The organism is Luteibacter sp. RCC_6_2 (assembly GCF_041360655.1).
GTDB lineage: Bacteria > Pseudomonadota > Gammaproteobacteria > Xanthomonadales > Rhodanobacteraceae > Luteibacter.
On record NZ_JBFUPQ010000007.1, the window covers coordinates 227,490 to 241,051 of the forward strand.

The window sequence follows — 13,562 nt, forward strand, 5'->3', positions numbered from 1 at the left end:
ATCAGGCCTTCAACGGCTCCGCGGCGGCGACGCGGACGTGCAGTTCCTTCAACTGCGGCTCGGACACCGGCGAGGGGGCGTCGGTCATGAGGTCCTGCGCACTGGTGGTCTTCGGGAAGGCGATGACGTCACGGATCGATTCCGTACCCGCCATGAGCGCCGCGATGCGGTCGATGCCGAAGGCCAGGCCGCCGTGGGGAGGCGCACCCATGCGCAGCGCCTTGAGCAGGAAGCCGAACTTGGCTTCCGCCTCGGCCGCGCCGATGCCGAGCAGGTCGAATACGGCGCTCTGCATCTCCGGACGGTGGATACGAATCGAGCCGCCACCGATTTCATTGCCGTTGAGCACCATGTCGTAGCCGCGACTGACCGCGATGGCCGCGTTGGCGCGCAGGTCGGCGATATCGTCGACCTTCGGCGCGGTGAACGGATGGTGGAGCGCGACGAAGCGCTTTTCCTCGTCGTCGTACTCGAACATCGGGAAGTCCGTGACCCACAGGGGCTTCCACGTGTTCTCGACCAGGCCACGGTCGCGGCCCAGCTTGATGCGCAGCGCGCCCATGAAGTCGGTGACCGTCTTCCAGGCGCCGGCGCCGAAGAAGACGATGTCGCCCGTGGCGGCACCGGTGAGCGTCAGCACCTGCTCCAGCGCGGTGTCGTCCAGGAACTTCGCCACCGGGGAATTGATGCCGTCGCGGCCTTTGCCGAGGTCGTCGACCTTCAGCCAGGCCAGGCCCTTCGCGCCGTACTTGGCGGCGTAATCGGTAAGGCCGTCGATCTCCTTGCGCGACAGGACGGCGGCGCCCGGCACGCGCAACGCGGCGACGCGGCCGGCGGGATCGTTGGCCGGTCCGGAGAAGACCTTGAACTCCACGTGCTTCACGGCCTCGGCGATGTCGACCAGCTCCAGCGGAATGCGCAGGTCGGGCTTGTCGGAACCGAAGCGGCGCATCGCCTCTTCGTAGGTCATTCGCGGGAACACGGCGTCGAGTTCCACATGGCGCACTTCGCGGAACACGTGGCGGATCAGGTTCTCGACGAAGTCCTGGACGTCGCGTTCTTCGACGAAGGCGAACTCGAGGTCGAGCTGGGTGAATTCCGGCTGGCGGTCGGCGCGCAGGTCCTCGTCGCGGAAGCAGCGGGCGATCTGATAGTAGCGGTCGAAACCGGCCATCATCAGGATCTGCTTGAACAGCTGCGGCGACTGCGGCAACGCGTAGAACTGGCCCGGATGCACGCGGCTCGGCACCAGGTAGTCACGCGCGCCTTCCGGCGTGGCCTTGGTGAGGATCGGCGTCTCGATGTCCTGGAAGCCGGCGGCGTCGAGATAACGGCGCAACTCGCGTACCAGCGCGGTGCGCGTGCGCATCATCTTCTGCATCTCGGGACGGCGCAGGTCGAGGTAGCGGTAGGTCATCCGCATGTCCTCGTTCGGCGACTCGTGCAGCGCGAACGGCAGGTCGCGCGCGGCATTGAGGATCTCGACCTTGTCGGCGATCAACTCGACCGTGCCGGTCTTCAGCTTGTCGTTGGCCGACAGGCGCTTGCGGATCTGGCCGGTGACGCGAATGACGAATTCGTAACCCAGTTCACCGGCGACGGCGAAGGCGTCGGCGTTATCGCGTTCGATCACCACCTGGGCGATACCCTCGTGGTCGCGCAGGTCGACGAAGGCCACGTGGCTCTGCAGACGAAGCGTGTCCACCCAGCCGCAAAGGGTGACGTCCTGGCCGATCAGCGACTCGTCGATGAGTCCGCAATAATGGGTGCGCATGCGCTTGAAGCTCCGGCTACCGCGAAGGCGGTCAATAGCGTGGGAAAAGACCCCGGATCGTAACACGAGCCGGGGTCCCCCAAGCGCGGGCCGAGGCCTTAGCGGCCGATGTCGAACTTGCCGCGACAGCCGCGATCGGCCCAGATGCCGTCACGGGTGAAGCCATACGAGTAGCCTTCGCGACAGTCGGCCTTGGAGGTCTGTTCGACGAGCCGCGCGCCCCGTCCGATCGGCCAGCGACAGAACACGCGCTTGTTGTCTTCGCTGTCGCAGGAAACGATCTGGCCGCCACCGCCGTAGCCCGGGCGACCACCGCCACCCCAGCCCGGACGGTCATCGCCGCCCCAGCCCGGACGACCGCCACCCCAGCCACCGGCTTCCTGAAAGATGCCGCGGCAACCGTCGTCCACCCAGAGACCGCCGCGATCCATGTCCCAGGTGCGGCCACGAATGCAGGCGGTCTGGGAATCCTGGCGGACCAGGCGCGCGTCGCGCCAGGGCACCCGGCAGTAGGAACGGCGTCCGTTGTCGCTGTAGCAGTTGACCGTGTCGCCGCCGCGCTGGGCGTGCGCCACGTGCGGAGTCAATGACAGCCCCGCGCCGAGCGCGAGCATGGCGACCAGTCCAAGGATGCGTTTCATACCTACCTCCGATGTGTGTGACGCAAAATTATCGGAGGGATCCGCAACGATGTTTGAACGGACCGTAAGAAAACGCCCCGGCTCGGCGTAGGACCTGCCTCGGTGACCAGCCGGTCGCCTGAGCCGCTGCGCCCCTGCTTCAGCCGCCGGACGGCTTGGCGTCCGCCGACGGGGTGGCGGCGGGAGCCGGAGCGGGCGCCGGCGCAGGCGCGGCGGCGGGCCCCCCGGAAGAACCTTCGACCAGGTTTCGCTTTTTATCGCCGTCCTTCTTGAAATCGGTCTCGTACCAGCCACCACCGGCGAGGCGGAACTGGGGTGCACTCAGCAGGCGGCCCACCCGGGGTTCGCCGCAGCTGGGACAGGCGGAGGGATCGGCATCGGCGATCTTCTGCAAGCGCTCGAAGCGGTGGCCACAGGCCTGGCACTGGAATTCATAGATGGGCATGGGGCGGGTATCTCTTGGTATCTGGCCGGCATTATCGGGGTGGGGGACGGTTTTTCAATTCCTGGCGATTCGACCCGCGAAAGCGCCCCGGACATTTTGCATTGCACCAAAATGGCTGGAAAAGCCAGTTCCGTGCCAAGCCCCTGTAAATAAGGCCTAACACACCATTGTTTCCCCACGATGGCGCATTCATGACGAATGTGTTGACGCGTCGCAGCAAGCATGCATAGCGTCATCCCAACGCGGCTTTCCCGCCGCGTCCGCGGGGCACTCCCGCTCCGCGTGCCGTAGCTCGCCTTGGGGACCATCGATGACGACAGGTAAGACCCTACGACGCAAGCCGTCGGCCAGCCTCTGGCTACCCGCCCTCGGTCTCATGATCGTGACGCCCGGTTACGCCCAGGATGCGACGCCGCCGCCGGATACCAAGGAGGCCCGGCAACTCGACCAGGTGGTGGTGACCGGCACGCGCAGCACCACGCGCACCGAGGCCAATTCGCTCTCGCCGATCGACGTATTGTCGCCCAAGGATCTCACGTCCACGGGAAGCACCGACCTCGCGACGGCCCTGGGCCGCCTGCTGCCCTCGCTCGATTTCCCGCGCCCGGCGATTAACGACGGTAACGACGCCGTGCGCCCGGCCAGCCTGCGCGGGCTTTCGCCCGACGCGACGCTCGTGCTCGTGGACGGCAAGCGCTACCACACGTCGGCCCTGGTCAACTACAACAACTCCGTGGGTCGTGGCGCGGCACCGGCCGACCTCAACTCGATCCCCATCTCGGCGATCGACCACATCGAGGTTCTCCGTGACGGCGCCGCCGCGCAATACGGCTCCGATGCCATCGCGGGCGTCATCAACATCGTGCTCAAGCACGGCGCGGGGGCCGGCAAGAATTCCATCAACGCCAACTATGGCATCATGGACAAGGGCGATGGCGAGACCAACGGCATCGACGGCTCGGTCGGCGTCGACCTCGGCGGCAAGGGTGCGGATGCGAAGGGTTGGCTGCGCCTGGCCTGGAGCTACCAGAACTCGATGAACACGAACCGCGCCTCGCCGGTAAGCCTGTTCACGCCGGAAGAAGCCGCCGACGGCAACGTCGCCCACCAGCGTTACGGCGACCCGGCGGTGAAGACCTACCAGGCGCTGACGAACTTCCAGTACGAACTGGCGCGCAATGTCGACCTCTACGGCTACCTCAGCCTGAGCCGCCGCGACGTCACCTCGAACGGCTACTACCGCGGCGCGACCAATGCGCGCAACGTGCCCGAGATCTATCCCGACGGCTTCCTTCCGCAGATCGTCAACCACACCAACGACTCCACCGCCGTGCTCGGCGTGAAGGGCGTGACGGATGGCGGATGGCGCTGGGATGCATCGGGCAACTACGGCATCAACGATCTCGTCTTCGACGTGCAGAACAGCGTCAACACCAACCTGTTCTATTCCACCGGCGCATCGCCCACGTACTTCAATGCCGGAACGTTCAAGAACTCGCAGGCATTGGCGAACATCGATATCGGCAAGGACTTCAGCGTGGGCTGGCTGCCCAATCCACTCACCCTCGCCTTCGGTGCCGAGTACCGCAAGGAGAAATACCAGATCGACGCAGGCGATCCGGAGTCTTACTACTTCAACCAGGGCACCTTGATTCCCGGCACCGATACGCCTTACGCGGGTGGCGCGCAGGTCTTCCCCGGACTCTCGCCCGCCGCCGCGGGCAGCTTCACGCGGCACAGCGAAGCGGCCTACGTCGACCTCGAGACCGATGTCACCGACAAGTTTTCCGCCGGTGTCGCCGGCCGCTACGAGCACTACAGCGACGCGGGCTCGACGCGCTCGGGCAAGTTGTCCGCGCGTTACCAGTTCACGCCCACGTTCGCCCTGCGCGGCACGATCTCGAACGGATTCCGCGCGCCTTCGCTCGCGCAGCAGAACTACCAGTCGGTGGTGACCATCATCGATCCCAGCACGGGACAGCTCGCGCAGACGGGCACCTATCGCACGTCCGATCCCGCGGCCATCGCACTCGGTTCCAAACCGTTGAAACCGGAGAAATCCGCCAACTACGGCATCGGCGCCGTGTGGGAACCGACGGCCGACTTCAGCGCCACGCTGGATATCTACCAGATCCGCATCTGGAACCAGATCCTCTACTCCGACACGATCAGCCTCACCGATCCACTGCTCGCGGCGTATTTCAACAGCGTGGTCCCGGGACAGCAGGTGACCGCGGTGCAGTACTTCGCCAACTCCGCCACCACGCGCACCCGCGGTGCGGACCTGGTGCTGAACTACCGCATCCCGACGACGGCGTTCGGGCAATTCAACTTGTTGGCCAGCGGCAACTACAACAAGGTGAAGGTGCTCTCGGTGGGCGAAACGCCAGCCGTGCTCCAGGCCAATTCATCCGGCCCGATCGAATTGTTCGGCCGTTCGAGCCAGGGCATCCTGACCAAGGCCACGCCACGCACGAAATTCCTGTTCGGCGCGGACTGGACGCTCGACGGTTTCAACGCGCACGCGGACCTGACCCGCTATGGCTCAGTGACCCGGGTGAATACCGATCCGACGACCGACCAGGTCTTTCCCGCGCGGTGGCTGTTGAACCTTTCCGGCGGTTACACCATCGACCAGTGGAACTTCACCCTCGGCGTGGACAACGTCACCAACCAGTATCCGCAGCGGGTGAAGCCGACCAACAGTGGCGAGGATTATTTCAGCGGCTTGCAGTATTCGGCGCTGTCGCCGTTCGGGTTCAACGGGCGGTATTACTACGCCAAGGTGGGCTTCCGGTTCTGACGGGTAGGGAGAGCATCGCCGACGAAGTCGGCTCCCACAAAGTATGAAGCATCGCCGACAGGGTCGGCTCCCACGAGGTACGAAGCATCGCCGACAAGTCGGCTTCCCACCAGGTTATCGCAACCTGGTGGGAAGCCGACTTGTCGGCGATATCAGGTCGCCGCGAACGTCAGATGGTTGCCATCCGAATCCACACGCACGGTCTGCCCCGGCGAGAAGACACCCTGCAGGATGCGTTGCGCCAACGGGTTCTCCAGCTGCTGCTGGATCGCCCGCTTGAGCGGACGCGCACCGTACACCGGATCGAAGCCCGCGCTACCCAGCAAGTCCAGCGCCTTGTCCGTGAGGTCGAGCGACAGCTGGCGCTCGGCCAGGCGCTTCGCCAGGTAATCCAGCTGTATCCGCGCGATCGAGCGGATCTGCTTCTTGTCCAGCGGGCGGAACACCACGAGGTCGTCCAGGCGGTTGATGAATTCCGGACGGAAGTGCGCCTGCACCACGCCCAGCACCGATGCCTTCATCTGCAGGTAGTCGGCTTCGCTATCGCCGGCCTGCTCCTGGATCAGGTTCGAGCCGAGGTTCGAGGTCATCACGATGACCGTGTTGCGGAAGTCCACCGTGCGGCCCTGCCCATCCGTCAGGCGTCCGTCGTCGAGCACCTGGAGCAGGATGTTGAAGACGTCCGGATGAGCCTTCTCCACCTCGTCGAGCAGGATCACGCTGTAAGGACGGCGGCGCACCGCCTCGGTGAGGTAACCACCCTCTTCATAGCCGACGTATCCCGGAGGCGCGCCGACCAGCCGGCTCACGGAGTGCTTCTCCATGAACTCGCTCATGTCGATGCGCACCATCGCGTCCTGCGTATCGAAGAGGAAATCGGCAAGGGCCTTGCACAACTCCGTCTTGCCCACGCCCGTCGGGCCCAGGAACAGGAACGAGCCGTAGGGACGATTCGGATCGGACAGTCCGGCACGCGCACGCCGGATCGCATCGGACACCGCACGCACCGCCTCGTCCTGCCCGACCACGCGCGCATGCAGCGCATCTTCCATGTGCAGGAGCTTCTCGCGCTCGCCTTCGAGCATCTTCGCCACGGGGATGCCGGTCCAGCGCGCGACCACCTCGGCGATTTCCTCGGCGGTGACGCGGTCCTGCAGGAGGGTGAAGTCCTGCTGCTCCGCCTTCTGAGCGGCGGCGAGCTGGGCTTCCAGCGCCGGCAGCCGGCCATACTGTATCTCGCTCATCGCGCCGTAATCCTGGCGGCGTTGGGCGGCTTCCAGTTCCAGGCGGGCCTGCTCGATCTGCTCCTTGATCTTCGTGGCGCCCTGCAACGCGGCCTTCTCCGCCTTCCACACCTCGTTGAGGTCGGAGAACTCCCGGTCGAGCTTCTCGATGTCGGACTCGAGCGTCGCCAGGCGCTGCTTCGATTCGTCGTCCTGCTCTTTCTTCAGCATCTCGCGCTGGATCTTGAGCTGGATCAGCCGGCGTTCGAGCCGATCGAGCTCTTCCGGCTTGGAATCGATTTCCATGCGGATGCGTGACGCGGCCTCGTCCATCAGGTCGATGGCCTTGTCGGGCAACTGGCGGTCCGGAATGTAACGAGCGGAAAGCGTCGCCGCGGCGACGATCGCCGGATCGGTGATTTCCACGCCGTGGTGCACGGCGTAGCGTTCCTTCAGGCCACGCAGGATCGCTATCGTGTCCTCGACGCTGGGCTCGCCCACGAACACCTTCTGGAAGCGGCGTTCCAGGGCGGCGTCCTTCTCCACGTACTTGCGGTATTCGTCGAGCGTGGTGGCGCCGATGCAGTGCAGTTCGCCACGCGCCAGCGCGGGCTTCAGCATGTTGCCCGCGTCCATCGCGCCATCGGCCTTGCCGGCGCCGACCATGGTGTGCAACTCGTCGATGAAGAGGATCACCTGGCCTTCCTGCTTGGACAGGTCGTTGAGCACGGCCTTGAGACGCTCCTCGAATTCACCGCGGAATTTCGCGCCGGCGATCAGCGCGCCCATGTCGAGCGAAAGCACGCGCTTGTCGCGCAGTCCCTCGGGCACTTCGCCATTGACGATGCGCTGCGCCAGGCCTTCGACGATGGCGGTCTTGCCCACGCCGGGCTCGCCGATCAGCACCGGGTTGTTCTTCGTTCGCCGCTGCAATACCTGGATCGTGCGGCGGATTTCCTCGTCGCGGCCGATCACCGGATCGAGCTTGCCGGCCTCGGCGCGCTCGGTGAGGTCGATGGTGTATTTCTCCAGCGCCTGGCGTTGCTCCTCGGCGTTCTCCGACTGCACCTTCTCGCCGCCACGCAGCTTGTCGATGGCCGCCTCGATCCGCTCCTTGGTGGCACCGGCGGCCTTCAGCGCGCCGCCGACCTCGCCACGATCCTCCAGCGCCGCCAGCACGAACAACTCGCTGGCGATGAACTGGTCGCCACGCTGCTGGGCGAGCTTGTCGGTGAGGTTGAACAGGCGGTTGAGGTCGTTGCCCAGGCTGATGTTGCCTTCCTGACCACTGACCCGCGGAAGGCGATCGAGGATCTCGCCCATGCGCTGGCGCAGCGCGGGCACGTTGACCTGCGCCTGGGTCAACAGTGGCGCGGTGGACCCGCCCTGCTGGTCGAGCAACGCGGCGAGCACGTGCACCGGCTCGAGGATGTTGTGGTCGCGGCCGACGGCCAGCGACTGGGCATCCGCCAGGGCCTGCTGGAACCGCGACGTGAGTTTGTCCATTCGCATCAGGTTTTTCTCCCAAAGGTGTTGGCGCGCCCCGGGCCCTCCCCGCGACCGCCTCTGGCCACACAGATGCGGGTGAAAGCATGCGCCTTCAACGCCGGGGCAGGAAACAGCGCATCACTTTTTTCACGTCATGGAAGGCATTCTGGCGGGATCGCTGCCAGATGGAGCTCTCGTGACAGCCGCCCGCGACACCCTGCCTCCACCGCCCGTCGACCTCGTCACGCCGGACACGGCGCTGTTCCTCGATGCCGACGGCACCTTGCTGGCGTTCGCCGATGACCCGGAAGCCGTGTTCCCGCCACCCGGGATGCTCGACACCCTGGACACGCTGAACCAGGCACTCGGGGGCGCCATGGCCCTGGTCAGCGGCCGCGCCATCGCCGGCCTCGACCGCATCTTCGGCAGGACCGCCTGGGCCGCCGCCGGGCAGCACGGCCTCGAACGGCGCGACGGCGATGGCCGCACGAGCACCGTTCCCGTGGACGCGGACGAACTGGCCCGGCTGCGCGAGATCGTCCACGACATCGCATCGGCCCTGCCGGGCGTGCGCGTGGAGGACAAGAGCTGGTCGGTGGCGCTGCATTGCCGCGAGCATCCCGAGCGCGCGGACGAACTGGAACGGATCGCACCGGCCATCGCGGCGCGTTTCCCGGGGTTCGAACTGCAACCGGGCAGCTACGTCTACGAGTTCAAGCCGCGCGGGATGGACAAGGGCGTGGCCGTGGCCGCCTTCCTCGACTCGCCGCCCTTCCGCGGCCGCACGCCGGTCTACCTCGGCGACGACCTCACCGACGAACACGCCTTCGCCGTGGTCAACGAACGCGGCGGCGCATCCGTTCGCGTCGGCACGCGGACGCCCTCGCACGCCACGTTCACATTGCCTAGCCCGGCTGCCGTTCATGCTTGGCTGGATTCCGTGAAGGCCACGCTGACGCAAGGAGCCGCAAGGGCACGATGAGCCGACTAGTTGTCATATCGAACCGCGTGGCACTGCCCAAGCAGACGCAAACCGGCGGCCTCGCCTCCGCCATGAACGCGGCGCTGCAGGAGATGGGAGGTCTGTGGTTCGGATGGAGCGGCAACCTCGCCGCCGAGACGGGCAAGGAAGTGCACGAGGTCGAGGATGGAAACATCAGCTACGCGACCATCGACATGTCCAAGGCGGACCATGACGACTACTACAGCGGCTTCGCCAACCGCGCCTTGTGGCCCCTGTTCCATTACCGGGCCGACCTCGTCGATTACCGGCGCGACCACCTGGAAGGCTACCTGCGGGTCAACCGCGTCTTCGCCAAGCGCGTGGCGAAACTGATCAGGAAAGACGACATCGTCTGGGTCCACGATTACCACCTGATCCCGCTCGCGGCCATGCTTCGCGAACTCGGCGTCGAGAACAAGATCGGTTTCTTCCTGCATACGCCGCTGCCCGCGGCCGGCCTGTTGATCACCCTGCCCCGGCACCGTGAACTGCTCGAACCGCTGGCTTCGTACGACCTGGTGGGCCTGCACACCCAGCGCGACCTGCGCGCGCTGGAGGATTACTTCCTGCACGAACTGGGCGCCGCCATGCGCACGGGTGGCCGCATCCGCGCCGCCAACGGCAGGATCTTCCGCGCCGGCGTGTTCCCGATCAGCATCGACACGGCCGAGGCCGTCGAACTCGCGCATCGCGCCGAGGACAGCGGCGCGGTCGCCAAGCTCAGGGCCTCGATCGACGACCGCTCGTTGATCATCGGCGTGGACCGCCTCGACTATTCCAAGGGTCTGCCCGAGCGTTTCGAGGGGTTCGCCCGCCTGCTGCGCGACCACAAGGAGATGCGCGGCCGCGTCTCGCTCTTACAGATCGCGCCACCGTCGCGCTCCGACGTGCCGGAATACCGCTCGCTGCGACGGGAACTCGAACGCAGCGCGGGCCATATCAACGGGCAGTACGCCGAGCCGGACTGGGTGCCGATCCGCTACGTGAACAAGTCGTTCGCGCACAAGGTGCTGGCGGGTTATTTCCGCGTGGCCAAGGTCGGCCTGGTCACCCCGCTCCGCGACGGCATGAACCTCGTCGCGAAGGAATACGTCGCCTGCCAGGACCCGCAAGATCCCGGCGTGCTCGTGCTGTCCCGCTTCGCCGGCGCGGCGCAGGAACTGGATGCGGCGCTGCTGGTGAATCCTTCCGACCTGGACGAGGTGTCGGAGGCGCTGAAACGCGCACTGGAGATGCCGCAGAAGGAACGGCGCATGCGCTGGCAGTCGATGATGGACGTGCTGGAGCGAAACGACATCACCACATGGCGCAACGCGTTCCTGCATGCGCTGACGGAACCGGCGCGGGTGAAACCCGAGATCTACGTGCCGTCGCCGATGACGGCGCCTTGACCGGCGTCAGCGCGTCCAGATCAACGACGCGAACCGTCCGCTGACCGCACCGTCGCGCCGGTACGAATACAGCCGTTCGTCCCGGTACGTATCGAAGCCGCCCCCGAAGATCCGTGTCACTCCGATCGCGGCCAGCCGCCGTCTCGCCAGCGCGTACAAGTCGCATAGCCAATGCCCCGGCCGCGTCGGCGCGAAGGCCTCCTCCGCGCCCGGGTCGCCCTCGACGAAGGCCGCTCGCACCTCCGCGCCCACCTCGTAGGACGGGCCGCCGATGGCCGGGCCCAGCCACGCGAGGATGGAACCCGCGGGTTCGCCCATCCGTGCCACGGTGTTCTCCAACACCCCGGCGGCGAGCCCCCGCCAGCCGGCATGCGCCGCGCCGATCGTGCCGCCGTCCGCGCTGGCGAACAGGACCGGCAGGCAATCCGCGGTGAGGATCGCCAGCACCTTGCCGGGGCCGTGCGCCACGGCGGCATCGGCCACCGGTTCGTCGTCACCCTCCACGCCGGCGTCGGCCACTTCGGTGCCGTGCACCTGGCGCAGCCACAGCGGCGGTCCGGGCAGGTCCAATGCCGCCGCCAGGGCCTCCCGGTTCGACACAACCGCGGCGGGATCGTCGCCCGAACGCAGCCCGAGGTTCAGCCGGTCGTACGGCGGCTGCGAAATACCGGGCCCCTGCCGCGTGGATACGGCGGCATGTACGTGAGCCGGGGCCTTCCAGTCCGGGACGATCCAGGCGCCTTCCACGCTCAGTCCTCGATCGGATGCAGCGCGGTATCGGCGCGAAGCGCCTCGATCAGCGCCTCCTGGTCGGCCGGACGCGGCGAATCGAATTCGAGGTATTCCCCTGTCACGGGGTGCTCGAAGGCCAGCTTCTCGGCATGCAGGGCCTGGCGGCGGAAACCGCGCAGCGCGTCGATCAGCTCCTGGCTGGCGCCACGCGGCAGGCGCAACCCGTTGCCGTAGAGCTGGTCACCGACCAGGGGGTGGCCCAGATGGGCCATGTGCACGCGGATCTGGTGGGTGCGGCCGGTTTCCAGGTTGCACTGGATCAGGCTGTGCGCGCGGAAACGCTCGCGCACGCGATAGTGGGTGACCGCCTCCTTGCCGCCGTCTTCCACGTCGCGCACGCCCTGCTTCAGGCGGTCGTGCTGGTGCCTTCCGATGGGCTGGTCCACCGTGCCGCCGGCCACCATGGTGCCCAGCACCACGGCCTCGTACTGCCGGTGCACGTCGTGCCGGGACAGCATCGCCACGAGCGCCGTATGCGCGGCGATGCTCTTGGCCACCACCATCAGGCCGGCGGTGTCCTTGTCCAGCCGATGGACGATACCGCCGCGCGGCAACTCGGCCTGGGCCGGATTGTGGTGCAGCAAGGCGTTGAGCATGGTCCCGGCGGCATTGCCCGCCCCGGGATGGACGACCAGTCCCATCGGCTTGTCGACCACCATGAGGTCGTCGTCCTCGTAGCGGATGTCCAGCGCGATGTCCTCGGGCTGGGCATCCACCTCGTTCTCCAACTCGGCCTCGACTTCCACCCGCTCGCCGCCCCGGAGCAGATGGCGCGGGGCCACCCGGGCCCCGTCCAGCAGGACCTTGCCCTCCTTGATCCAGCCCGTGAGGCGGGATCGGGAGTAATCGGGGAACATCTCGGCCAGGGACTGGTCGAAACGCCGACCCGCCGCCGCCACCGGCACGGTGGCCTCATGTCTGACCGTCGTCATACCGCCCCGCCCGGCCCACGGCCGGTTTCGGCTATCATGCCCTTTCGCTCAAGCATCCGAACTCTCTCAATGCGTGCAACCAAGATCACCATTCTGCTCGTCCTCGCCCTGTCGATGAGCGCCTGCTCGATGTTTCGCAGCAAGAAGGAGACGATCGACACGATGCCGGTCGACCGGCTCTATGCCACTGCCCACGACTCGCTGGAGCATTCCGACTATGCCGCGGCGGAAAAGGCGTATGAACGCCTGATCGCTCGGTTCCCGTCGGGCGACATCAACGAGCAGTCCCAGATCGAACTCGCGTACGCGCAGTACAAAGACAACAAGCCGGACGACGCTTACTCGACGATCAACCGCTTCATCAAGACGTTTCCGACCCATAAGCATGCTGATTATGCCTATTACCTGCGCGGTCTGATCAATTTCGACCGAACCGGCGGCCTGATCGAGCGTTACCTGCAGCGTGGCAACAGCGCTTCCACCCGCCGCGACCAGGGTTTCAACCTCACCGCGTTCGACGATTTCAGCCAGCTGACCCGGCGTTATCCGAACAGCGCGTATGCCACCGACGCCCGCCAGCGCATGATCTTCCTGCGCAACCAGCTGGCCCGGTTCGAGGTCAACGTGGCGGAGTACTACCTGCGCACCAAGGCGTACATCGCCTCGGCCGACCGCGCCCAGTACGTGGTCGAGCACTACCAGCAGTCGCCGGAAACCGCCGACGCCCTGGCCATCCTCACGCGCAGCTATATCGCCCTGGACCGCAAGCCGCTGGCCGACCAGACCCGCCAGGTGCTGGCCCTGAACTACCCGGACCACCCGTACCTCACGGACCCGAACTGGCCGCACCACCCCTCGATCTGGCGCAAGGCGATCCCGTTCTCGGGTCACCACTGACCTTCGAGGGTTCGACGAGAAAAGCCGGCGCAAGCCGGCTTTTTTTGTGGTTCGTATTCGGGTTTTGTCCGGCTCGGCTTCGCCCTCGCGTTGGGGGGTGGGGCAGAGCCGTCGGCCGCCACCCTCGTCGCTCCGGTTGCACCGTCGCTCGGGAAGGGAAGCCGCTGCGCGGC

10 protein-coding genes are annotated in these 13,562 nt (G+C 66.3%); 4 read left to right on the top strand and 6 right to left on the bottom strand.

Features of this window, described 5'->3' with window-relative positions; all coding sequences use genetic code 11:
- Position 1 precedes the first annotated feature (1 nt).
- From aspS to AB6730_RS10200, 3 genes are all read right to left on the bottom strand, one after another.
- Positions 2-1,774, bottom strand: coding sequence for an aspartate--tRNA ligase (gene aspS / locus AB6730_RS10190; protein ID WP_371023496.1), 1,773 nt, complete (start codon positions 1,772-1,774; stop codon positions 2-4).
- Between the two features lie 98 nt (positions 1,775-1,872).
- Positions 1,873-2,415, bottom strand: coding sequence for a DUF3011 domain-containing protein (locus tag AB6730_RS10195; RefSeq protein WP_371023497.1), 543 nt, complete (start codon positions 2,413-2,415; stop codon positions 1,873-1,875).
- A 139-nt stretch (positions 2,416-2,554) separates the two neighbouring features.
- Complete coding sequence (locus tag AB6730_RS10200) at positions 2,555-2,860, bottom strand: FmdB family zinc ribbon protein (RefSeq protein WP_371023498.1); 306 nt, start codon at positions 2,858-2,860, stop codon at positions 2,555-2,557.
- 376 nt (positions 2,861-3,236) lie between these two features.
- Between AB6730_RS10200 and AB6730_RS10205 the strand changes: the two genes are divergently transcribed.
- Positions 3,237-5,663, top strand: a complete 2,427-nt coding sequence (locus AB6730_RS10205; protein ID WP_371023507.1) for a TonB-dependent receptor plug domain-containing protein — start codon at positions 3,237-3,239, stop codon at positions 5,661-5,663.
- A 152-nt stretch (positions 5,664-5,815) separates the two neighbouring features.
- Here the strand turns inward: AB6730_RS10205 and clpB are convergent, their stop codons facing one another.
- The gene (gene clpB, locus AB6730_RS10210; RefSeq protein ID WP_371023499.1) at positions 5,816-8,398 is read right to left on the bottom strand and encodes an ATP-dependent chaperone ClpB; all 2,583 of its coding nucleotides are present in this window, start codon (positions 8,396-8,398) and stop codon (positions 5,816-5,818) included.
- Between the two features lie 172 nt (positions 8,399-8,570).
- Between clpB and otsB the strand changes: the two genes are divergently transcribed.
- Positions 8,571-9,356, top strand: coding sequence for a trehalose-phosphatase (gene otsB, locus AB6730_RS10215; protein WP_371023500.1), 786 nt, complete (start codon positions 8,571-8,573; stop codon positions 9,354-9,356).
- Positions 9,353-10,768 (top strand): alpha,alpha-trehalose-phosphate synthase (UDP-forming), encoded by a 1,416-nt coding sequence (otsA, locus tag AB6730_RS10220; protein WP_371023501.1) that lies wholly within the window; start codon positions 9,353-9,355, stop codon positions 10,766-10,768. The genes otsB and otsA overlap by 4 nt, the downstream gene beginning before the upstream one ends.
- 6 nt (positions 10,769-10,774) lie before the next feature.
- Here otsA and pgeF read toward each other — a convergent pair whose 3' ends face one another.
- Positions 10,775-11,515, bottom strand: a complete 741-nt coding sequence (gene pgeF / locus AB6730_RS10225; protein WP_371023502.1) for a peptidoglycan editing factor PgeF — start codon at positions 11,513-11,515, stop codon at positions 10,775-10,777.
- Between the two features lie 2 nt (positions 11,516-11,517).
- Positions 11,518-12,492, bottom strand: coding sequence for a 23S rRNA pseudouridine(1911/1915/1917) synthase RluD (rluD, locus tag AB6730_RS10230; RefSeq protein ID WP_371023503.1), 975 nt, complete (start codon positions 12,490-12,492; stop codon positions 11,518-11,520).
- 69 nt (positions 12,493-12,561) lie between these two features.
- Between rluD and AB6730_RS10235 the strand changes: the two genes are divergently transcribed.
- Positions 12,562-13,389 (top strand): outer membrane protein assembly factor BamD, encoded by an 828-nt coding sequence (locus AB6730_RS10235; RefSeq protein ID WP_371023504.1) that lies wholly within the window; start codon positions 12,562-12,564, stop codon positions 13,387-13,389.
- The last annotated feature ends 173 nt before the right edge of the window (positions 13,390-13,562 follow it).

Excerpts from the sequence above, each read along its gene's own strand:
- aspS (WP_371023496.1), bottom strand. The coding sequence starts at position 1,774 with ATGCGCACCCATTATTGCGGACTCATCGACGAGTCGCTGATCGGCCAG.
- AB6730_RS10195 (WP_371023497.1), bottom strand. The coding sequence starts at position 2,415 with ATGAAACGCATCCTTGGACTGGTCGCCATGCTCGCGCTCGGCGCGGGG.
- AB6730_RS10200 (WP_371023498.1), bottom strand. The coding sequence starts at position 2,860 with ATGCCCATCTATGAATTCCAGTGCCAGGCCTGTGGCCACCGCTTCGAG.
- AB6730_RS10205 (WP_371023507.1), top strand. The coding sequence starts at position 3,237 with ATGATCGTGACGCCCGGTTACGCCCAGGATGCGACGCCGCCGCCGGAT.
- clpB (WP_371023499.1), bottom strand. The coding sequence starts at position 8,398 with ATGCGAATGGACAAACTCACGTCGCGGTTCCAGCAGGCCCTGGCGGAT.
- otsA (WP_371023501.1), top strand. The coding sequence starts at position 9,353 with ATGAGCCGACTAGTTGTCATATCGAACCGCGTGGCACTGCCCAAGCAG.
- rluD (WP_371023503.1), bottom strand. The coding sequence starts at position 12,492 with ATGACGACGGTCAGACATGAGGCCACCGTGCCGGTGGCGGCGGCGGGT.
- AB6730_RS10235 (WP_371023504.1), top strand. The coding sequence starts at position 12,562 with ATGCGTGCAACCAAGATCACCATTCTGCTCGTCCTCGCCCTGTCGATG.